Here is a 20,441-nt window from a genome sequence, read left to right on the forward strand (position 1 = left end):
GGGTTATTGCACCTGTATCGCGGATGGTACCGGGGAGAGCGGCGTTGCAGGCCAGAAGGCCTGCGTGATTTCCTCCTGGATCTGACGTAACTGGCACTGGATCCATTCCATGTATTCATGCAGGCCGCGCAGGATGATTTCCTCGGCAGTCTGTTCCACCAGCGTCACGCGCAGTTCTTCCACCCGTTCGAGGATATGGCTGCCATGGCGCAGGCGGTACTCCCCCGCCAGCAGCCCCAGCGCCGAATGGACCTGCCGCAGGCTGGTGGACAGGGATCGGGGAAAACCGTCATTCTTCAGCAGGAATCCGACGATGTTGACCGGCGTCATGCCCGATGGCAGCACGCGGCGGAACGCATGATAGGCTGCGGCTGACCGCAGGACGGATGTCCACTGGCTGATGTCGATGTCCGACCCGATATCGGCACCCGGCGGCAGCAGGGTATGATACTTGATATCCAGCAGGCGCGTGATCTGGTCGGCACGTTCCAGATGCTTTCCCGTGATGTAAAACAGCCATGCCTGATCGCGGTACAGCGTGCCCTCGGTAATCCCGAAATGGGTCTGGCATTCCTGTTTCAGGCGGGTACAGATGCCCGACAGGCTGCCCGCGCGGATATCGCGGGGGGTCAGTTCATGCACCCATTTCGTAAAGACATTCAGGTGCATCCACATCTCGGTCGAAATCAGGGGACGCAGGGCGCGCGCATTTTCGCGCACCGCCTCCGCCATTCCGGCGATGGAGCCGGGATTATCACGCTCGGTAATGTAAAATGCGACGACCTCATGCTTCGATGCCTGTTCATGGGTCGCGAAGAAGCGTGCCTCGTCCGCGTTGATCTGCAACAGCGAATCCCACCCGGCGCAGACGTTGCGGGGCCGGACGAAGGTGCCCGTCACCTCGATCAGGCGCGCGAGGTTTTCGATCCGCTCCATATACCGCGCCAGCCAGGTCATGCTTTCGGCATAGCGTGAAAGCAGGTTGTTCAGGCCCGGCAGGACCGGCGCAGGGAAAGCCGAAAGATTCGTCATGACGCAAGCACCCATGTGTCCTTTGATCCCCCCCCCTGGGAGGAATTGACCACCAGCGATCCCTTGCGCAACGCGACACGCGACAGGCCACCGGGCAGTACCCATGTGTCCTTCCCCGTCACGGCAAAGGGACGCAGGTCGACATGCCGCGCCTCCAGCCCGGCGGGGCACAGCGTGGGCGAAACCGACAGGTTGATGACGGGCTGGCTGATGTAATTCGCGGGATCGGCCAGCAGGCGCGCGCGGAAATCGTCCAGTTCGGCGCTGGTGGCGTGCGGACCGATCAGCAGGCCGTACCCGCCGGATTCCCCGACCGGCTTGACCACCAGCCGCTCCAGGTTCGCCAGCGTGAAATCCAGTCCCTCCTTCTCCGCGCAGATATGGGTTTCCACATTGTCGAGGATGGGGTCCTGATCGAGGTAATAGCGGATGATCCGGGGCATGTAGGCATAGATCGCCTTGTCATCGGCGACGCCTGTCCCGATGGCGTTGGCAATGGTGACGTTCCCCCGGCGATAGGCATCCACCAGTCCCGGCACGCCAAGCAGGCTGTCAGGATTGAACACCTGCGGATCAAGGAAATCGTCATTGAGGCGGCGATAGATCGTATGCACCGGCGACAGGCCCGCGACCGTGCGCATGAAGACGCGCCCGTCGATCACCACCAGATCGCGCCCCTCCACCAGGGGAATGCCCATCTCCCGGGCAAGGAAGACATGCTCGAAATAGGCGGCGTTATAGATGCCGGGCGACAGCAGCACGACCTGCGGGTCGACCACCCCCGCCGGGGCGGTTTCCGCCAGCGCGCGATGCAGCCGCAGGCCGTATTCGTCAACGGGACGGATATCCACCCCCGAGGCGAGGTCGGGCATCATGCGCAACATCATGTGACGGTTTTCGATCACGTAGGAAACGCCAGACGGCGTGCGGGCATTGTCCTCCAGGATCAGGAAACGCCCGTCCGGGTCGCGGACAAGGTCGGTGCCGTTCACATGGACATACACGCCCCCCGGCACATCGAGCCCCACCATCGCGGAACAGTAATTCGCGTTCCCCAGCACCATTTCCGCGGGCACGACGCCATCATTGAGGATATGGCGATCGTGGTAGATGTCCCACAGGAACAGGTTGATCGCCTGCACGCGCTGGCGCACGCCACGTTCGATATGGTCCCATTCGCCGGCGGTCAGGACACGCGGCACCACGTCGAAAGGCAGGATGCGATCAATCGCCTGATTGTCGGTATAGACGGTAAACGTGATGCCCAGCTGATAGAGCTGTGCCTCCACCGCGGCGGTGCGGCGGCGCAGTTCATCCAGGTCGAAATGCGCCAGGCGGTCACGCACGCGACACAGGCCCGGGGAGGCAGGATCGACGCGGTTCATCAGTTCGCAAAAGGACGCCGGCACGTCATATGTCGCGAACAGTCCAGCGCCCTGCGTCTGGCCGCGCCCCACCGTATCATTCATGCCCCTGCTCCCGTGCCCTGGTCGGAAGGAGGATCAGGCGTGACGGAAACATGCCCACCCACCTGCCTTATTCATTACGCTTCCGTCTTAGCGGAGCAAGAAAATACGACCTTGCCAAGGAGGAATCTGCATCCGGTTTCCTTTTTTCGTCATTCCTTCAACGAAATGACACCCGCGTATGGCGCTGGCCGCGAACTCATGCCATGCATGAAGGTCATGCGATCGACATCCTGCGCGCACGCCGGTCCGGGAACCTGATGCCTTCTTCTTGCACGACATGCCTTCATGAAAGCGATCCCGTGATGACCTGCCATGTCACACTGGTGCACCGGACAAGCTACCGTTACGACCGCCCGGTCTTCCTCGGGCCACAGACCATCCGCCTGCGGCCCGACGCGGCATGCCGCACGCCCATCGTGTCGTACGAGATGGATATCCTGCCATCAGGACACCGGCGTACATGGCGGCAGGACGATTTCGGCAACCACGAGGCCCGCGTCACCTTTGAGGATCGGGTCACACGCTTTGACATCGCCATACGCCTGACTGCCGACCTTTCGCCGATCAATCCGTTCGACCTGTCCCTGTGCGAGACGGGGCGTCGATGGCCCGTGACCTATACCCCCGCGCAGGCGCGCGGGCTTGCCGCCTTCATGGCGCCCCTGCCGGCGGGTCCGCACCTGCGTGCCTTCCTTGCGGAGGTGGCGAGGCTGGAACATGGCGGCACGCTGGACCGGCTGGTGGCGATCAACCGTCTGGTCGCCGCGCGCATCGCCTATCGCACCCGGATGGAGGCCGGCGTCTGGAGCGCGGAGGAAACCCTGGGCCAGCGGACGGGTTCATGCCGTGACAGCGCGTGGCTCCTGATACAGGTGCTGCGGCATATGGGCATGGCCGCGCGGTTCGTCTCGGGCTACCTGATCCAGGACGGGGCGGACGGGACGACAGGCGACCTGCATGCCTGGGTGGAAACATGGCTGCCGGGGGCGGGATGGGTCGGTTTCGATACCACCTCCGGCCTGCTGACGTCGCAGGGACATATCGCGCTTGCGGCGGCGGTCCGTCCCGATCAGGTCGCGCCGGTCACGGGAATGCTGGACAACTGCACCGCGACGCTCGACGTTTCCATGACGATCCACCATCCCGTGGATGCCGACGTGAAAAAGGACTCCCGGACCTGACACGGGGATGTCATATCCTGAGCCTTCCGGATAATGGAATCATGCCCCCCTTCGCGTTATGGAAAGCAAACGGCCTTGCAACTCTTTTCCTGTCAGTCATGTGGTCAGGTCCTGTTTTTCGAAAACACGGCCTGCGAACGCTGTGGGCATAAACTGGGTTACGTGCCGGACATCAACAGCCTGTCGGCACTGACGCCCGATGGAAACGGCGATGGATGGCAGGCCCTTGATCCGCGCGCCACGGATGCTCCCTACCGTTTCTGCGCCAATCATGCGCATGACGCCTGTAACTGGCTTGTCCCCGCCAGCCAGCCGGACCAGCAGTTCTGCGTCGCATGCCAGTTCAACCGCACCATCCCCAACCTGTCGGTGCCGGGGAACCTGGAGCGGTGGCGCAAGATAGAAATCGCCAAGCATCGCCTGTTCTACACCCTGCTGCGGCTGCGCCTGCCGATGCGTACCCGCAGGCAGGACCCGCAGAACGGGCTGATATTCGACTTCCTCGACGATGGTCCCGATGGCAGCACGGTCATGACCGGCCACCAGAACGGGCTGATCACCATTGCCCTGCGCGAGGCCGACGACGCCCAGCGTGAGCGGATGCGCATGGAAATGGGGGAACACTACCGGACCCTGCTGGGGCATTTCCGGCATGAAATCGGGCATTATTACTGGAACCTCCTGGTGCGCGACGGACACCGGCTGGAGGAATGCCGGGCCATTTTCGGCGATGACCGCATGGATTACCAGCAGGCCCTGCAGCGCCATTACGAAAATGGACCGCCTGCGGGATGGCGCACGCAGTACGTCAGCGAATACGCCACCTGTCATCCATGGGAAGACTTTGCCGAGACGTGGGCGCACTACCTGCATATCGTCTCCACCCTGGAGACGGCATGGGCCTATGGCATGACCGTGCGCGAACAGCCGGGCAATCCGAAGGCCCTGCGCGCCATGATCGCCGACAATCCCTATGACGTGGAAACATTCGACACGATTTCGCAGGGGTGGCTGCCGCTGACCTATGCCGTCAACAGCCTGAACCGTTCAATGGGACTGGCGGATTTCTATCCTTTCGTGCTGACACCCACCATCCTGCGAAAACTGGCATTCATCCATCAGCTGGTGCGTGCGGCGCGTGGAAACCAGTAAAAAAATTGCATCTTAAAAACAGGACCCTGAAATAACTTCAATGCATACCTCGGACTGATGAATTCTTGTTCTTTCTTGATTTTTCCTGCATGGGAAAGCACTTTACATTATTTTAACAATTCCATATGAAACATTCGTACACATTAAAGACACTACAAGGTCGTGTTGTACGTGCCTTATCATGTGTCAGAGGAGGTACTTTTTATGAATTTCAAACGTTTCATGCTGGTTGCCGGTATCGCTGGGGCTCTGGGCGCTTATGGCGTTCCGGCAATGGCGCAGGACACCCAGAACAACAATTACGATCATCATCATGAAGATGGCCAGAACCACGATGAACACCATGACGAACATGGTGAGCATGGTGACCACGACTGGAACCATCATGACAATGACAGCAACAGCAGCAGTGACGAGCATCATGGCGAGCATCATCGCGGCCATGGCAAGCATCGCCACCACAAGGAAGACAGCAGCAACTGATCCGGCATGACCCCTTTCATATCGGGGTCATGACGTCAGGAGGGGGCGCTTTCCATACGGGAAGCGCCCCCTTGCTCATTTCAGGGGGGCGGCACCGGGATCGTCCGTGGGAAGAAGCCGCATGTCACGACATGCATCGCGCAGGATCCCCACGAAATGCGAAATCAGCGGCGAATGCTGGCCCACGCGCATGGCGATCGCCAGATCGGCCCTGGGGGCGTCCGGCCCGAGGGAATGATAGGTCACCCCCCCCGAATGGATCTGGTGCAGCGACTGCGGCACCACCGAAATGCCAAGCCCCGCCGCGACAAGTGGCACGGTGGAGGCGATCTGCGGCGCCTGCTGTCCCATGCGGGGGGTAAACCCCGCGTTCTGGCAGGCGGACAGGATGGCGTCATGGAATCCCGGTCCCAGTTCACGTGGAAAGATGATCAGCGGCTCATCCGCCAGCATGCTCAGCTCCAGACGCGGGCGCGACGCCAGCGCATGCCCCTTGGGCAAGGCCACCACGGTCGGTTCGGCCAGCAGCGGGGAGACAATCAGCCCCTCCCCCCCATCAGGGACGGGCGGGCGGACAATCGCGATGTCAATCGCCCGGTCATGCAGGGCCTTGCGCAACGCCGGGGTATTGCTTTCCTCGAGCGAGATGGTGACATCCGGCCATTCCTCGCGAAAACGCCGCACGGTCTGGGGGATCAGCGGCAACAGGGACACCGCCCCCGCCAGCCCGACACGCAGATGCCCCCGTTCCCCCCGGCCCAGCCCCGTCGCAATGGACATGAACTGCTGCTGCATGCCAAGAATGGCCTTGGCCTGATCCACCAGCACCGCGCCCACGTCCGTCAGGCGTACCCCACGCGTCAGGCGCTGGAACAGCAGCACACCCAGTTCATTCTCGAACTGCTTGATCTGCTGGCTCAACGGTGGCTGTTCTATGCCCAGCTGCTCGGCAGCGCGGGTGAAACTGCCATTTTCAGCAACGGCCACGAAATAGCGCAGATGTCTTAAATCCATTTGGCATATAAATAATATATGGAAAACTAGTTCAATATATATTTGACGCCATAACATGGCATGCGCCACGTTCCCCCCATCTGGTAAGGATGAGAGCTCCCTGATGAAGATTGGCCTGTTTATTCCCTGTTATATTGATGCTTTCTATCCGCAGGCAGGGATTGCCACGCTGGAATTGCTGGAGAAACTGGGACTGGATGTCGAATATCCGCTGGATCAGACATGCTGTGGCCAGCCCATGGGCAATTCCGGCTGCAATTCCGACGCGGCCGCGGCGGAGGCGCTTTTCGTGCGCAACTTCGCCCGCTTTGACAAGATCGTCATGCCATCGGGAAGCTGCACCCATCATGTGCGCGACAATTTCGACGCCATCCCACAGACCGACGAAGTCCGCCATGTGCGCGAAAACACCTATGAACTGGTGGAATTCCTGCATGACATCATGAAGGTGGAGGAATTCCCCTGGGCGGAATTCAACCATACCGTCGGCCTGCACAACAGCTGCGGCACCCTGCGCGCGCTGCGTACCGCCAGCATGTCGGAACTGGGTGAAAAGCCCTTCTCCAAGCCGATGGACCTGCTGTCGAAGGTCAAGGGCATCCGTTTCGTAACCCCCAAGCGCCCGGATGAATGCTGCGGGTTTGGCGGCACGTTCTCCGTCACCGAAGAAGCTGTCTCCGCGCGGATGGGCCTGGACAAGGTGCGCGACCATTACCAGGCGGGCGCGGATTACATCGTATCGGCGGATTCCTCGTGCATGATGCACCAGCAGGGCTGCGCCGAACGCGCCGGGATTCCGATCCGCTTCATCCATATCGCACAGATCCTGAACGGAGCACGGGCATGAGCAACAGGCCGGTCAACCACGCCAGGGCCGCCGAAAGGTTCCTGGAGGACGCCCCCCACCTGAAGTTCCATGATGAGCGCCTGTGGGACATGCGCCAGAAGCGCGACGAGCAGATGCACATGCTGCCCGAATGGCAGGAGCTGCGCGCCGAGGCATCGCGCATCAAGGAACACACGCTGTCGCGCCTGCCGGAATATCTGGAACAGTTCGAGGAAAACGCGAAAAAGAACGGCATCCACGTCCACTGGGCGCGTGACGGGGCGGAACATAACCGCATCGTGGGCGAGATCCTCAAGGACCACAACGCACGCAGCCTGATCAAGAGCAAGTCGATGGTCACCGAAGAATGTGACATGCGGCCCTATCTTGAAAAACGCGGCGTCACGGTGACCGAAACCGACCTGGGCGAACGCATCCAGCAGCTTGACGATCAGTTGCCCAGCCATATCGTCGTCCCCGCCGTGCACAAGCTGACGTCCGACGTGGCGCGCATCTTTGCCAAGGATTACAAGACCGATCCGGGCATCCGCGATCCCCACCTTCTGGCGGAGGCGCAGCGCCAGGCGGCCCGCCCGGTCATCCTGCACGCGGACGCCGGCATGACGGGCGCCAATTTCGTGGTGGCGGAAACAGGCACGTTCGTCGTGTGCACCAACGAGGGCAATGCCGACCTCAGCGCGACGGTGCCCAACCTGCATATCGCAACCATCGGCATCGAACGCCTTGTCCCGCGCATGGCTGACCTTGGCGTTTTCATACGCCTTCTGTCACGCAGCGCGCTGGGATCGCCCATCACGCAGTACACCTCGCATTTCCGGGGGCCGCAGAAAGGCGGCGAAATGCATGTCGTGCTGGTCGATAACGGACGTTCCGCGCGACTGGGGATGAGCGATTTCTGGACCTCGCTGAAATGTATCCGCTGCGGGGCATGCATGAATACCTGCCCCGTCTACCGCCGTTCGGGCGGCCTGTCTTATGGCGCGGTCTATTCCGGGCCGATCGGCGCGATCATCGACCCGACCTTCAACGAACGCAAATACAGCACCCTGCCCTATGCCTCCACGCTCAATGGCAGCTGCACGAATGTCTGTCCGGTCAAGATCAACATCCATGAGCAGCTTTACAAATGGCGGCGGGTGCTGGTGCAGCACCACGAAATGCCCTTCGTCAAGCGCGAGATCATGCACATGGCCGGCAAGCTGATGGGGCAGCCGAAACTGTACCGCGCCGCCATCAGCACGACGGAAACGTCGCTGAGCACGCTGCCGCGCTTTGCGCTGTACAACTGGCTCAACCCATGGGGCAAGCACCGCGAGAATCCGCATCCGGTCAAACAGACCTTCCATTCATGGTACAAGGCCAACCGGACAAACAAGACCAGCAAGAGCGGGGGGACACAATGAACGCGCGCGAAACAATCCTTCAGGCCCTGCGTACCAACCGTCCCTCGCCAGAGCAGTATCCCCTGCCGCCCGTGGCGACGCTGGGCGATCTGGACGCGGGACGTGAACGTTTCATCACCTCGCTCAAGATTCTGGGTGGCGACGTGCTGGAACCCCAGGATGGCGAAACGCTGGATGCCGCCATCGCCCGGCGTTTCCCGGATGCGAAAAACGTGTGTTCCGCCGTGCCGGAAACCAACGGCACCATGCGCGCCGAAACCCTGAAAACCCCGCAGGACGCCAAGGACGTGGACATTGCCGTCGTGCGCGCGGCCTTTGGCATCGCGGAAACGGGTTCGATTTTCCTGAGCGAGGCGCAGCTGCCGCTGAATTCACTGGCCCATCTGGCACAGCATATCGTCGTGCTGCTTTCGCCGGATGAAATCACGGCGAACATGCACACCGCCTACCAGAAACGCCCGGAATTCCGTTCCGCGAAATACGGCGTGCTGATGAGCGGACCTTCGGCCACGGCGGATATCCAGGGTGTCCTGATCCGCGGCGCGCAGGGCGTGCGGACCCTGAGCGTCTGGTTCGGCTGAAGGGTTTTTCAGGTTTCCTGACAGGTCATTCGCCCGCCTGCCACCCGTTGGGGATGGCAGGCGGGCGAAATCGTATCAGACAGCCTTTTTCAGATTGGGGCTCGCCTTGAAACGGACGGTCTTGCCGGCCTTGACCTTGACCGGCTCGCCGGTGCGGGGGTTCAGGGCCTTGCGGGCCTTGGTCTTCTTGACGGTGAAGGTACCGAATGACGGCAGGGTAAAACCGCCCTCGCGCTTCAGTTCCTTGATGATCGCTGCCATCAGGTCCGAAGCAGCCTGGTTGGCGGCCACACCAGTGCAATCGATCGAATCCTGAATCACTGCGGCAATAAAGGCTTTGCTCATCGAGACTGTCTGCTCCTTTCAAACCATGCTGTATAAAATAACGCCATGTCCTGATCCCGACATGAAGGGGCATGGACCATCATGACCAGGCGGTCGCGGCTTGTAACGCGGCATGTGAACTTACGCCAGAGGTTTTTTGTCATTACATGCCAATGTTGCTGTTCCAGTCAGCAAAAGCCGTCGCCCTTCCCGAATTGCCCGATATGATACAGACTTTGAGGAAGCTGCAATCAGTCATATCGATTCTGTATCATTATTTCATATGACTGTCATCTTTCCAGATCGGATGACCGGGCATTTTCCCCGCGGCTGTTTTTTTCGTCCCTGATGGATACAAAAAATCCGTCCCGCCCATTCATTGGCCGGAACGGATCATGCGCGGATTGTCCATCCGCGACAGGCCATCAGCCCACGGGCCGGGCTTACGGCTTGAAGTTCTGGGTGCTCAGGTCCGTTACGCCAACGAACGTCACATGCGTATGGTCCGACAGGGAAATGGTCGTGTTCCCCCCCGCGACCGTCGCATTGGCGATCATGTCCTGCAGGGATGCCTGCGTCATGTTGTAGCTCGACAGGTCCACGACATTGCTTGTGGACTTGCCAAAGTCCTTGATGATGTCCTGACCGCCCGCGTGGCCCTTGATGAAGACGAAATCATTGATGCCGTTCGCGCCCGACAGCGTATCGTTGCCGCTGCCGCCAATCAGGGTATTGCTGCCGCTGCCGCCGATCGCGTTGATGTCGCCTGTCGAATTCGCGCCATTGAACAGTTCGCTTCCCGATCCCTGGCTTCCGTCAAAATCGGTATAGGTATCGTCGCTGGCGGTAATATTGAGCGCGTTTTCGCCCGCCGCGCCATAAATCGTGCTGCGCCATGCGCTGACGGTGGCACTCCCACGGGCATTGAGGAAACTCAGGCAACCATCGACACTGATGTCCCCACCAGTGGAGTTGTTGACCGTCAGGAAGCCACTGGCGGAAATCGTATCGCCCGTCCCTCCGGACAGCGACTGCTGTTCCACCAGGTCCTCAAGGCCATACAGGCCTTCCTGATTGTCGAAGGTGATATGTTCATCCGTGCCGCCATTGACGACGCTGCCGCCATGCACGGTCACGTAATTGCCGGAACCGGAATCGGTCAGGTTGGCCTTGGCGCCAAGGTCCAGGCTCGCACTGCCCGAAACGGAACCCTGCGTTTCCAGATCGACGGTCTGCGCGCCCGCATTCTGCGCATAGACCGTATCGGCCCCCTGCAGGTTCAGGGTGTTATTCGCTGAATCGAGGTAGATCGCGGCCGCCCCGCCCTGTCCGGCGTTGATGGTGTCCTGACCGCTGCCGGTGCTGATGGTATCGCGGCCGCCCCCGGTATTGACGACGTAATCGCCCGACCCGCCCTTGAAGACATCATTGCCCGACGACGCCGTAAAGACACCGGACTGGCTGCCGGCGGTATAGGTCACGCTTCCCACGTCGCCCGCGATGACGTTGACGGATGTCGTGATGCCGGTCCCGTCCACGTTCACGGGCTGGCTGAGCGTCTGGCCATTGGGGCCGCCGATCACGACGCCGGCGTCGCTCCCCTTCAGGGTATAGGTGCCACCGGCCGTAATATCGGTATAGGTATTCGCGACGGTGGCGGTATTCACGCCCGGCGTCGCATTGACGATGTAATCGCTTTTCAGCGTGGCGGTAATCTGTTGTGCATACTGCTGCGCAAGGCTGGTGACATATGCGCCGCTGGTCGCAACGGATACGGTTGAACCTTCCGCGCCCGTGATGGTTACAGCTCCCATGCTGTCCGCTCCCTGTTCCATGTTGCGGGCATGGGCTGTGTGCCCCGCCATCAACCAGTTCCAAACCGAAGCGGAAGATGCGCGCGTCCCCGGACGTCCACGCATACCCCGCCCGCAATGGAATCGTCAGCGCCACCAGCAGCGGGCGCCCGATCCCGCAGGAACGAATACACAGACGGAGGTTAACAATTCTCGAATGTCCCCCGACTTCCGTAATGGTTAGGCAGGGGCGTCATTTCGGGGAACGTTATTTTTCGGGAATGGTGCGCTCGATTTCCTCGATCCACAGCCGGGCGTTCCCGTCCGACGGCGCGCGCCAGTCCCCGCGCGGCGACAGCGCGCCACCGGCAAGGACCTTTGGCCCGTTGGGCATCGCGGAACGCTTGAACTGGCTGAAGCCAAAGAAACGTTCGACAAAGACCAGCAGCCAGCGCCGTATCTCCGCCAGGTCATATGCTGTCTTGCGATCCTCGGGGAATCCGGGGGGCCATGCCCCGCGGGCGCGATCACCCCATGCATGCTGCGCCATGAAGGCAATCCGCGACGGGCGGAACCCGTGGCGCAGGATATAGTACAGGTTGAAATCCTGCAGGGCATACGGACCGATCCGGGCCTCCGTGCTCTGGATCGGCTGGCCTTCATGCGCGGGGATCAGTTCGGGCGAAATCTCCGTATGCAGGATATCGCGCAGGATGTCGCAGGTCCGCCCCTCCTCGTCCCCGTGGGACATGACCCAGCGGATCAGGTGCTGGATCAGCGTCTTGGGCAGGCCCGCGTTCACGTTGTAATGCGACATCTGGTCGCCCACGCCATAGGTACACCACCCCAGCGCCAGTTCCGACAGGTCGCCGGTGCCGATGACGATTCCCCCCGACTGGTTCGCCAGCCGGAACAGGAAATCGGTGCGCAGGCCGGCCTGCACATTTTCAAATGTCACGTCATACACGGCCTCCCCCCCGGCAAAGGGATGGCCCATCTGTTCAAGCATCATCCGCGCGGTCGGCCGGATGTCGATTTCCTTCGCGCTTACGCCCAGCGCCTCCATCAGCGCCAGCGCGTTGGAGCGGGTCTGCGTGCTGGTGCCAAAGCCGGGCATGGTATAGCCCAGCACCGAATCACGCCCCAGCCCCAGTTCGTCCGCCGTCCTGACCGCGACCAGCAGCGCATGCGTGGAATCGAGGCCGCCCGAGATGCCGATCACCATCCGCCGCGCGCCGGATGTCCTCATCCGCTGCTTCAGGGCGGATACCTGGATGCTAAACGCCTCGTAACAGTCCTGCGCCAGCTGCTCCGGCGCGGAGGGCACGAAGGGGAAACGCGCGATTTCACGCCGCAGCCCCAGATCGCGCACTGGCGGGCCAAGGACGAACTCCACCCGCCGCCACTGCGCGTCATGCGCCTGCATCGCGCGGCGATTGTCGCCAAACGTCCCCATCCGCATGCGTTCCTGCCGCAACAGGTCCAGATCGACATCCGCCACCGCCCGGACGGGGCCGGTGGGGAAACGGTCGCTCTGGGCAAGCACGCCGCCATTTTCAAACACCGAGACCTGTCCATCCCATGCCAGGTCGGTGGTCGATTCCCCCTCGCCCGCCGCGGCATAGACATAAGCGCACAGGCACCGCGCGGAATGGGCCTGGCACAGCAGCGTCCGGGTCTGTGTCTTTCCCACGGTGATGTCGCTGGCGGACAGGTTCGCGATCACCGACGCACCCGCCAGGGCTGCCTGCGTGCTGGGGGGCTGGGGCACCCATATGTCCTCGCAGATTTCAACCGCCAGCGTCAGGCCCGCGACATCGCGCGCCGCGAACAGGAGGTCGGTTCCGAACGGGGCGTCCTGCCCGCCGACACGGATATGCCCCCCACGCATCCCCGCGCCGGGGGAGAACTGCCGCGCCTCGTAAAACTCGCGATAATTGGGAAGGTAGGATTTGGGCACCACGCCCAGCACGCGGCCCCGATGGATCACGACGGCGCAGTTATACAGCCCGTCCCCATGACGCAGCGGCGCGCCGACGACCACGACAGGCAGCAGGTCGATGCTGCCCGCCGCCAGTTCGGCCACGGCCGCATCCACCCGGTCCAGCACGACGTCCTGCTGGCGCAGGTCCTCAATCGCGTATCCCGAAAGCCCCAGTTCGGGGAACACGCAGATCGCAACGCCCTCGTCATCGCAGGCCTGCGCCTGCTGGAGGGTGCGCAGGACATTGGCCTGTGGATCGGCAAGCGCCACCGGCAGGGTGCAGGCCGCGACCCGCGCGAAACCATGACGATACAGCGCGTGAAAATCGGTCATGAAAACTGCCTCTCCCTGCTCCGCCATCCAGCACCGGATGCCCTCCAGTGTCCGTGGATGGACTGGCTGGCACGACACCAGATGTAATCGCGCGCGCCCCGACCTACAAATTACGGCGCTTCACGATATGACCATCGCAATGAACTTCACCTGTCCTGAAACATTCAGGACAGTAGATGGTGGCGTACCGCCCGCGGGCACCCCATTGCAAAACACCAGATGAAGGAGTGCGGACATGGACCTGTTACGCTGGACCATCACCTTCCTTGTCCTGGCCCTGATCGCAGCGGTCTTCGGCTTTGGCGGGATTTCATCGACCTTCGCCTATTTTGGCAAGGTCCTGTTCTTCATTTTCATCATACTGTTCGTCATTGGATTGTTTTTCGGCCGCGGCCGCGGAAGCGTCCCTTGACCTTCAGGCCCCGGGGCACCAGCGGCAGCAGGGCAAGGGCATAAAGGCCGCTCATCGCCGTCATCGATACCGGCAGCCACGCGATAAGGTACGTCGGGGCGTCACATGGCTTTGCCGGGCGGACAGGCATGGAGGCCAGCCGCTCGGCAAACGTGCCGCCATGGAACGTGGGGGCCATGCATTCCGGCAGGGGACTGGGCCACCATCCCTGCTCCACCCCCACATGCAGCACCGACAGCCCGCATGACACCAGCAGGACGGGCATGCAGCACCACAACGCGCCACGTGCGGCGTCACGCGGCAGGACCATGGCCCCCAGGCCCAGCACGATCAGCACGCGATAGGGCCAGCGTTCCCACAGGCACAGCCCGCAGGGGACATGCCCCAGCCCATGTTCCGTCCACCAGGCCAGCGCAAGCGCAAGCGAACCCGCCAGCGCCATGACAAATCCAGTACCTCTCATCATCCCCTTACGAAGAGACGCAAACTGGTGCCCCGTCAAGCGCCCGCAGGAAATCATTGGCCCAGCTGACGGCCGTCGTGCGGCAGACCTCCTTTTCCAGCGCGGTCCAGCGTGTCTGGCGTTCCGGACGCTGCATCGTCAGCGCCTGATGCAGGGCATCGGCGATTTCATCGGTATCATAGGGATTTACCAGCACCGCCTCATCCAGCTCGGGGGCGGCGCCGGCGAAATGCGACAGGATCAGCACGCCGGGGTCGGCCGGATCCTGTGCTGCAATATATTCCTTCGCCACAAGGTTCATGCCATCACGCAGCGGCGTAATCAGCGCCACGTCCGCCATGCGATAGAAACCGGCAAGGACATCGCGCGAAATCGGCCGGGTGATATAGCGGATCGGCGTCCAGTCGAATTCGGAATAGGCGCCGTTGATCCGCCCCGTCAGTTCGTCCAGCTGGCAGCGCAGCTGGCGGTATTCCTCGACATTGCCGCGTGAAATCGGCGCGACCTGAAGGAAGGTGACCCTGCCGCGATGTTCGGGATAACGCGACAGCAGCGCCTCATACCCCTTGAAACGTTCCGGCAGCCCCTTGGAATAATCCAGCCTGTCCACCCCCAGCACCAGTGCCGCGCCACGCAGGCTGTCGCGCAGGCGGCTGACCTCCGTCCCCTTCATGCTGGTTTCGGCCTGGGTGCGGAACTCCACCGGGTCGATGCCGATCGGAAACGCCTGCGCCCGTTCGGCCATGCTGTTCATGCGCAGCGCATGGTTGAGGTTTTCCGCGTCCTCGGGCGTCTGCACGCCCACCAGGTCATAGGCCTGCATGTCCTCAAGCAGCAGTTCCGCCCCCGGCAGCGCCCGCACGAGGCTCCATGGCGGAAAGGGGATATGGAGGAAAAAACCGATCCGGCACTTCACCCCAAGGTCCCGCAGCGCCTGGCCCAGCGGGAACAGGTGATAGTCATGGATCCAGATCGTATCGTCAGGCCGCAGCAGCGGACGCAGCGTGCGGGCGAACATGGCATTGACACTGAGGTACATTTCCCAGTCCAGCCGGGAATAGTTCATCAGCCCGACACGGTAATGGAAAAGCGGCCACAGGATGCCGTTGGAGAAATTCTGGTAAAACCCGGTATGCTGCGCCGTGGTCAGGTCGATGGTGGCATAGGTGACATTGCCCACCCGGTCGATGGCGGGCGTCGGGTCACCCGACATTTCCGGCACCTGACGGCCCGACCACCCGAACCACAGCGCATCGCCCTGGCGCAGGGCATCCTTCAGCCCCACCGCCAGGCCACCGGCGGGCTGGTTACGCTCCCTTGGCGCGGGAACGCGGTTTGATACGATAATCAGGCGCCCCATGCGTCATCCCCCCCGCCCGACAGCGCCGCGAGCCATGCCCGCACCGCGGCGGGATCAGGGAAATCGCGCGGGATGCGAAAGCCCATCCCGCCCAGCGCGACCGCCGCGCGGATCCCGTCCTCGTCCGTCACGTCGTCACCGATGAAAACCGGATAGCGTCCCACGAATGGCGCCGCCGCCATCAGGTCGCGCACCGCATGTCCCTTGTCGATGCCGGCGGGGCGGATTTCCCACGCCATCTTGGCTTCCTGGATATGGAAACGCGGATCCGTCGCAACCCATGCCTCCGCCGCGTGGCGCAGGGCCGGGCCGGCATCGGGCGCGCCACGGAAATGCAGGACGACCGCCGCTTTCTTCCGTTCGATCCGCACGCCGGGATATTTCGCCGCCAGTTCGTCCGCCTGCTTCAGCCACGCGGCCGGCACGGCGGGCAGGTTGGCGCGCTGGATCGGCGCGCCCGGGCTGCGACGGATGGCAATCCCATGCTCCCCCGCCACGGCATAGGGCACGTCGCCAAGGAAAAAGTCGATCTGATCGATGGGCCGTCCCGAAATGACCGCCACCGCGTTTCCGCATTTCCTGCGCAGCCGCCGCAACGTCGCCAGCAGCCCTGCCTGCACCTTGACCGATTCGGGGGTCGGCGCGATTTCCACCAGCGTACCGTCGAAATCCAGCAGGAAAGCCGTCCTGTCAGGAGGGGGCAGATCGCCGCTTCTGGGCAGGAAAGACATCAGGCTCATAATGGTTCAGACCTCCGGGAAACCGAACGGACGGAAAAAAGACATGAACGTGCGACAGCGTGAGCCATCCCACCCGTTCATGCCGTGTCGGGTCATGCTGACATATCAATGCAGCAAGAGTGGGGCAGCCCCGGAATTATTATCCTCAGGCGTCGGGGGCATGGGCGGCGGGACGGCGGGATGGGCCGCCGGTGGGGGCGAAAGGGGCACGGGCGGCAGTGGCGCATCCGGTGACGGGGTCGGGGCTGCCTGCGCCGGCTGATCCGCTGGCGTGGGAACGGGGGCGTCGGGCGATGTGGCCTGCTGCTGCACCACGGCAAGCGGCGGCGGCACGGGCGCGACATCGTCGCCGCCACATCCGACCACCTGCACATCGTAAAGCGGGTTCTGGAACACGCCGATGGCGGGTTCCTGCGTCAGCATCCATCCATCGAACGCCGCCATCCCCTCATGCGCGTCATGCACCGTCAGCCATGCCGCCGTATCCGCCGCAAGGGTCGGGGGGCGTTCCAGGCAGGCGCGTGCATGCAGCGTCAGGCTTTTGTAAGTCGCGTCCTGTCCGGCGGGGATATTGATCACCTGCACATGCGCATCGAGCTTGTCGAGGATGCGCACCACCGCGACAGAGCGCCCCTTCCATGTATCGGGCGGATACATCGGGGGCGGGGCCAGCCACTGCGTATCGGCCAGCGCGGGAAACGGAACCATGGCCATCCCGCCCATCAGGGACAGCACACAGGCGACGGCACGCATCCGCCGCGTCATGCGTGGGGACTCCGCATCCTGCCGACCAGTTCGATCAGGATACGCCGCATCTGCGCCTCATCCACACCCATCAGGATCGCATCCTCGAACGCGTCGCGCATGACATCATGCAGTTCGACATAATTTTCCCGCAGGACCACCAGTTTCTCGCGGCACGACACGGGCTCCCCATCCGGCTGGGGCCAGATCGCGGGAACCGCATCATCGTCACTGCTACCCTGACCATCATTACCCTGGTCACCGTTACCTTGGGCCATCCTTACGGTCCCTCATGCGCGGCGGGGGCGGCGGACGCGCCATCCGGCGACGCGGGGGTGGCGGCGGGCGCAGTGCCGCCGGCAGGGGCCTGCTGCGCATGGGCGCGCGCCTGATTGGCCTGTGTCAGCGTATCGGTGACCGAGAATATGAACTTGCTGAGCAGCTGTTCCAGACTGATGGAGCCCTGCGTTTCGCCGATCGTGGCCCCCGGACGCAGCATCTTGTCATCCCCGCCGGGGGAGAGCGCGATATACTTGCCGCCCAGCAGGCTGTCGCTGGTGATGATCGCCGCCGTATCGTCGGGCAGCTTGATGTCCGGACGCACCGTAAAGGTCACACCGGCGGAAAATGTCCGTGGGTCGACATGTTCATCGACCACCTGCCCCACGGTGATGCCGGCAAGCCGCACATCCGACCCGATGGACAGGCCATCGATATGCCCGAATGTCGCATTCAGGCGATATCCGCTTTCGGCAGGGCGACCCTTGTCGATCACGGCGTAGGCCAGAAAGCCCCCCAGCAATGCGAGGACCGCAAACCCTGCCACAAGATCCGCCGGTTTCCGTTCCGGACGTGCTGAAACCGCAGCCACCATAACGCGATGCTTTCCCAAAATCGATCGGCATCACCCATAACAGGTTATGCCGAACGTTTCACCCTTCGGGAAACCATGCCTCATAATCGCTGGTGGTTGAAGCCCGCTGGCCGCCACGATAATCGCTGCCGGGGGGGCGATAGGCCTCCGGCGTGCCGGTCTGGTTGGGCTGATAGGGGATCTGCCACGACTTGCGCGCGCTTTCGGGCAGGGGGGCATCATCAATATGATGCAGCCAGCCCCACCATTCCGGCGGAACGGCGGAGGCGTCCTCCCCCTTGTGATAGATGACCCAGCGTTCGTGCCGCTTCAGACCTCCACCGGTCCGGTTGGCCGTGCGGGCCTCATAATAGCACCGGCCATCGGCATCCTTGCCAACCAGCCGGCCCTTGAATCGGGTGTATATACGGGTGCCGAGATTTGCCATGCCCCATAGCCTAGTGGCATTTTCATCGAACGCGGCGTCACATCTGCGGGATCAGGGATGCCCGCATCACGCGCATGGCGTCACGCCCCGCACGCACCCCGCTTCCACTTCACGCAAAGTTATCCCCCATATCCACGATATACAGTGGAATGTATAGCGGCGACTCCCGCCCGGACGGGTTCCGGCGGCACGTCACGGGGGGATAAAATGCCCCCATGACAGCACGAAGCCACTGGAACGGCGTTCGCATGCGCACCGTGCAGGCCGCCGCGGACCCCGACGATGCACCACGCACCGTTACCCTTCCCGCCGACTGGGACGACACGGCGGCCGAGGCGCTTGCGCGCCTGACGCCGGGCCACCGTCCCGTCGACCTCGCACAGGAGGCGGCGCGGTGGATCGACGACCTGTGCGCGGGCGACATCGCGCGCCCGGTCATCGAACCGGTCGCGCGCTCGCTCTCATGCCTGCTCCTGCTGCGGCAGGCCGCCCCGAGCGAGGCCCTGTGGCACGGGCATTTCGACCGGCGGGCGGGGTTTGTCGTCAACCTGGCGGCGTTCGTGCATCCCGACATCGGATTCCGCGCCGATGATTTCGTCGCGGCCCTGCGCCTGATCGCGCGCGTCCTGCGCACCATCGCCCGGCAGAAGGCGGGCCAGCGCAACGGGGAACTGCCGCTGGGCGATGGCGCGCTGTCCGCGGCAAACGCCCCGGCGGCCGATGACATGGCGTCGGGACATGCGATGGTCGCAGGGGAAATCCTGCTGACCAACCTTGACGCCTGCCTCGCGGGGCTGGGACTGGATTATGACAGCGAGGGCGCGCGCGACGCGGCATGCAGCCTTGTCGCGCTGGCGACGCTGGTCGCCCACGCGGGCGAGGGCGCGGACGCGCTGCCCCTGCCGCCCGTGCGCAGCGTCGTGCCCGGCGTCAACCAGATCGCGCGCGCCGTCTGGCAGGATGCAGCGGTGGAAGCCGAACACCCCATGTCGCGCGTCGAAACCGGATTTTCCGCGCCCGGGCCGATCGATGCCCTGCTGGGGGTGGAGGCGTGTGGCCTTGCGCCGGCCTTCTCCCCCCTGCGGCCCGACGGGCGGCTTGCGACCAGCACGCTTTCGCGCCTTGCCTGCCGTGGCCTGACGCTGGAGGCCGCCTTTGCCGCCATGCTGGCGGGCGAAACCGTGCTGCCCCTGCCTGATGCCGCCTCCCACCAGGCGATGTACCGCGCGCTGGCGGGGTTCATCGACCGCATGCCTCCGCGCCCCGATTCCGTGCGCGATACGTTGCAGACCCGCGCGGCGCTGGAACGCGGCGTCCGCCGTCCCCTGCCCCCGCGCCATGGCGGCTTCACGCAGAAGGCCAGCGTCGGCGGCCACCGGCTGTACCTGCGCACCGGCGAGTACGAGGACGGGACGCTGGGCGAGATTTCCATCACCCCCACGCGCGAAAGCCCGATGACGCGCGGCCTGATGGACAGCCTGGGACAGGCCGTCAGCATCGGGCTGCAATATGGCGCGCCGCTGGAAATCTATGTCGATGCCTTTGCCTACAGCCATTTCGGCCCGGCCGGAACGGTGGAAGGCGACGCGGTTGCATCCTATGCGACATCCATGCTGGATTACGCGTTCCGGGCATTGTCCGATGCCTATCTGGGGCGCAGGCTGCCTGATGCCCCGCATGAGGACGACCTGACCCCGGCGCCATCGCCGATGCTGCCGCTGGACCTGCCGGCGCGGGCGCATTCGGGCGATGACAATGACGAAACCCCGCCGCCGCGTCGCGGCAGGCTGCGGCTGGTTGTATAAGGGGCGTTCGCGCCCACCGA

Annotated in this window: 20 protein-coding genes and 1 pseudogene; 8 read left to right on the forward strand and 13 right to left on the reverse strand. The window is 63.0% G+C overall.

Translation table 11 applies throughout. The features are described from left to right. Window positions 1–3 precede the first annotated feature (3 nt). Together CFR71_RS04435 and CFR71_RS04440 are read right to left on the reverse strand one after the other, a co-directional pair. Window positions 4–1,047 (reverse strand): alpha-E domain-containing protein, encoded by a 1,044-nt coding sequence (locus tag CFR71_RS04435; protein ID WP_110527710.1) that lies wholly within the window; start codon window positions 1,045–1,047, stop codon window positions 4–6. Continuing rightward, on the reverse strand, window positions 1,029–2,501 hold the full coding sequence (locus CFR71_RS04440) for a circularly permuted type 2 ATP-grasp protein (protein WP_110527714.1): 1,473 nt from the start codon (window positions 2,499–2,501) through the stop codon (window positions 1,029–1,031). Before CFR71_RS04440 ends, CFR71_RS04435 begins: the two co-directional genes overlap by 19 nt. Window positions 2,502–2,758: 257 nt before the next feature. Between CFR71_RS04440 and CFR71_RS04445 the strand changes: the two genes are divergently transcribed. The 3 genes from CFR71_RS04445 (at window position 2,759) to CFR71_RS16105 (ending at window position 5,317) form a co-directional block, all read left to right on the forward strand. Next, window positions 2,759–3,682, forward strand: coding sequence for a transglutaminase family protein (locus CFR71_RS04445; protein WP_239020267.1), 924 nt, complete (start codon window positions 2,759–2,761; stop codon window positions 3,680–3,682). Window positions 3,683–3,757: 75 nt separating this feature from the next. Continuing rightward, window positions 3,758–4,834, forward strand: a complete 1,077-nt coding sequence (locus CFR71_RS04450; protein WP_110528468.1) for a zinc-binding metallopeptidase family protein — start codon at window positions 3,758–3,760, stop codon at window positions 4,832–4,834. A 204-nt stretch (window positions 4,835–5,038) separates the two neighbouring features. Beyond that, the gene (locus CFR71_RS16105; RefSeq protein WP_133251087.1) at window positions 5,039–5,317 is read left to right on the forward strand and encodes a hypothetical protein; all 279 of its coding nucleotides are present in this window, start codon (window positions 5,039–5,041) and stop codon (window positions 5,315–5,317) included. Window positions 5,318–5,392: 75 nt separating this feature from the next. Here CFR71_RS16105 and CFR71_RS04460 read toward each other — a convergent pair whose 3' ends face one another. Next, a complete protein-coding gene (locus tag CFR71_RS04460) occupies window positions 5,393–6,331 on the reverse strand; it encodes a LysR family transcriptional regulator (protein WP_110527721.1) in 939 nt (312 codons plus the stop codon). A 103-nt stretch (window positions 6,332–6,434) separates the two neighbouring features. Between CFR71_RS04460 and CFR71_RS04465 the strand changes: the two genes are divergently transcribed. Genes CFR71_RS04465 through CFR71_RS04475 form a run of 3 tightly spaced genes read left to right on the forward strand, consistent with a single transcriptional unit; the run spans window position 6,435 to window position 9,162 of the window. Continuing rightward, a complete protein-coding gene (locus CFR71_RS04465; protein WP_110527724.1) occupies window positions 6,435–7,178 on the forward strand; it encodes a (Fe-S)-binding protein in 744 nt (247 codons plus the stop codon). Next, complete coding sequence (locus tag CFR71_RS04470) at window positions 7,175–8,581, forward strand: lactate utilization protein B (RefSeq protein WP_110527727.1); 1,407 nt, start codon at window positions 7,175–7,177, stop codon at window positions 8,579–8,581. Before CFR71_RS04465 ends, CFR71_RS04470 begins: the two co-directional genes overlap by 4 nt. Beyond that, window positions 8,578–9,162 (forward strand): LutC/YkgG family protein, encoded by a 585-nt coding sequence (locus CFR71_RS04475; protein WP_110527730.1) that lies wholly within the window; start codon window positions 8,578–8,580, stop codon window positions 9,160–9,162. Before CFR71_RS04470 ends, CFR71_RS04475 begins: the two co-directional genes overlap by 4 nt. A 75-nt stretch (window positions 9,163–9,237) precedes the next feature. Here CFR71_RS04475 and CFR71_RS04480 read toward each other — a convergent pair whose 3' ends face one another. The 3 genes from CFR71_RS04480 to CFR71_RS04495 all read right to left on the reverse strand — a co-directional run bounded on the left by CFR71_RS04480 (window position 9,238) and on the right by CFR71_RS04495 (window position 13,596). Continuing rightward, on the reverse strand, window positions 9,238–9,507 hold the full coding sequence (locus tag CFR71_RS04480; protein ID WP_110527733.1) for an HU family DNA-binding protein: 270 nt from the start codon (window positions 9,505–9,507) through the stop codon (window positions 9,238–9,240). 422 nt (window positions 9,508–9,929) lie between these two features. Continuing rightward, window positions 9,930–11,300, reverse strand: a complete 1,371-nt coding sequence (locus tag CFR71_RS04490; RefSeq protein WP_133251088.1) for a hypothetical protein — start codon at window positions 11,298–11,300, stop codon at window positions 9,930–9,932. Window positions 11,301–11,547: 247 nt separating this feature from the next. Next, a complete protein-coding gene (locus CFR71_RS04495; RefSeq protein WP_110527743.1) occupies window positions 11,548–13,596 on the reverse strand; it encodes an NAD(+) synthase in 2,049 nt (682 codons plus the stop codon). Between the two features lie 235 nt (window positions 13,597–13,831). Between CFR71_RS04495 and CFR71_RS04500 the strand changes: the two genes are divergently transcribed. Then, window positions 13,832–14,008, forward strand: a complete 177-nt coding sequence (locus tag CFR71_RS04500; RefSeq protein ID WP_003617451.1) for a DUF1328 domain-containing protein — start codon at window positions 13,832–13,834, stop codon at window positions 14,006–14,008. Here the strand turns inward: CFR71_RS04500 and CFR71_RS04505 are convergent. The 7 genes and pseudogenes from CFR71_RS04505 to CFR71_RS04535 form a co-directional block, all read right to left on the reverse strand. Further along, a complete protein-coding gene (locus tag CFR71_RS04505; protein WP_110527745.1) occupies window positions 13,965–14,450 on the reverse strand; it encodes a disulfide bond formation protein B in 486 nt (161 codons plus the stop codon). The genes CFR71_RS04500 and CFR71_RS04505 overlap by 44 nt on opposite strands. 28 nt (window positions 14,451–14,478) lie before the next feature. After that, window positions 14,479–15,831, reverse strand: a complete 1,353-nt coding sequence (locus CFR71_RS04510; RefSeq protein WP_110527748.1) for an alpha,alpha-trehalose-phosphate synthase (UDP-forming) — start codon at window positions 15,829–15,831, stop codon at window positions 14,479–14,481. Then, window positions 15,819–16,571 (reverse strand): trehalose-phosphatase, encoded by a 753-nt coding sequence (otsB, locus tag CFR71_RS04515; protein WP_110527751.1) that lies wholly within the window; start codon window positions 16,569–16,571, stop codon window positions 15,819–15,821. Before otsB ends, CFR71_RS04510 begins: the two co-directional genes overlap by 13 nt. A gap of 105 nt (window positions 16,572–16,676) precedes the next feature. Then, window positions 16,677–17,336 (reverse strand): DUF2155 domain-containing protein, encoded by a 660-nt coding sequence (locus CFR71_RS04520; RefSeq protein WP_110527754.1) that lies wholly within the window; start codon window positions 17,334–17,336, stop codon window positions 16,677–16,679. After that, window positions 17,333–17,593 carry a hypothetical protein gene (locus tag CFR71_RS04525; RefSeq protein ID WP_110527757.1) on the reverse strand — a complete coding sequence of 87 codons (261 nt, stop codon included), beginning with the start codon at window positions 17,591–17,593 and terminating at the stop codon, window positions 17,333–17,335. Before CFR71_RS04525 ends, CFR71_RS04520 begins: the two co-directional genes overlap by 4 nt. A 2-nt stretch (window positions 17,594–17,595) precedes the next feature. Beyond that, window positions 17,596–18,189, reverse strand: a complete 594-nt coding sequence (mlaD, locus tag CFR71_RS04530; protein ID WP_110527759.1) for an outer membrane lipid asymmetry maintenance protein MlaD — start codon at window positions 18,187–18,189, stop codon at window positions 17,596–17,598. 58 nt (window positions 18,190–18,247) lie between these two features. Then, window positions 18,248–18,625 (reverse strand): annotated as a pseudogene (locus CFR71_RS04535) (NADH:ubiquinone oxidoreductase subunit NDUFA12); the annotation flags it as partial. 206 nt (window positions 18,626–18,831) lie between these two features. Between CFR71_RS04535 and CFR71_RS04540 the strand changes: the two are divergent. Further along, window positions 18,832–20,421, forward strand: coding sequence for a TSCPD domain-containing protein (locus CFR71_RS04540; RefSeq protein WP_110527765.1), 1,590 nt, complete (start codon window positions 18,832–18,834; stop codon window positions 20,419–20,421). Window positions 20,422–20,441 lie beyond the last annotated feature (20 nt).

The organism is Novacetimonas pomaceti, assembly GCF_003207955.1.
Taxonomy (GTDB): domain Bacteria; phylum Pseudomonadota; class Alphaproteobacteria; order Acetobacterales; family Acetobacteraceae; genus Novacetimonas; species Novacetimonas pomaceti.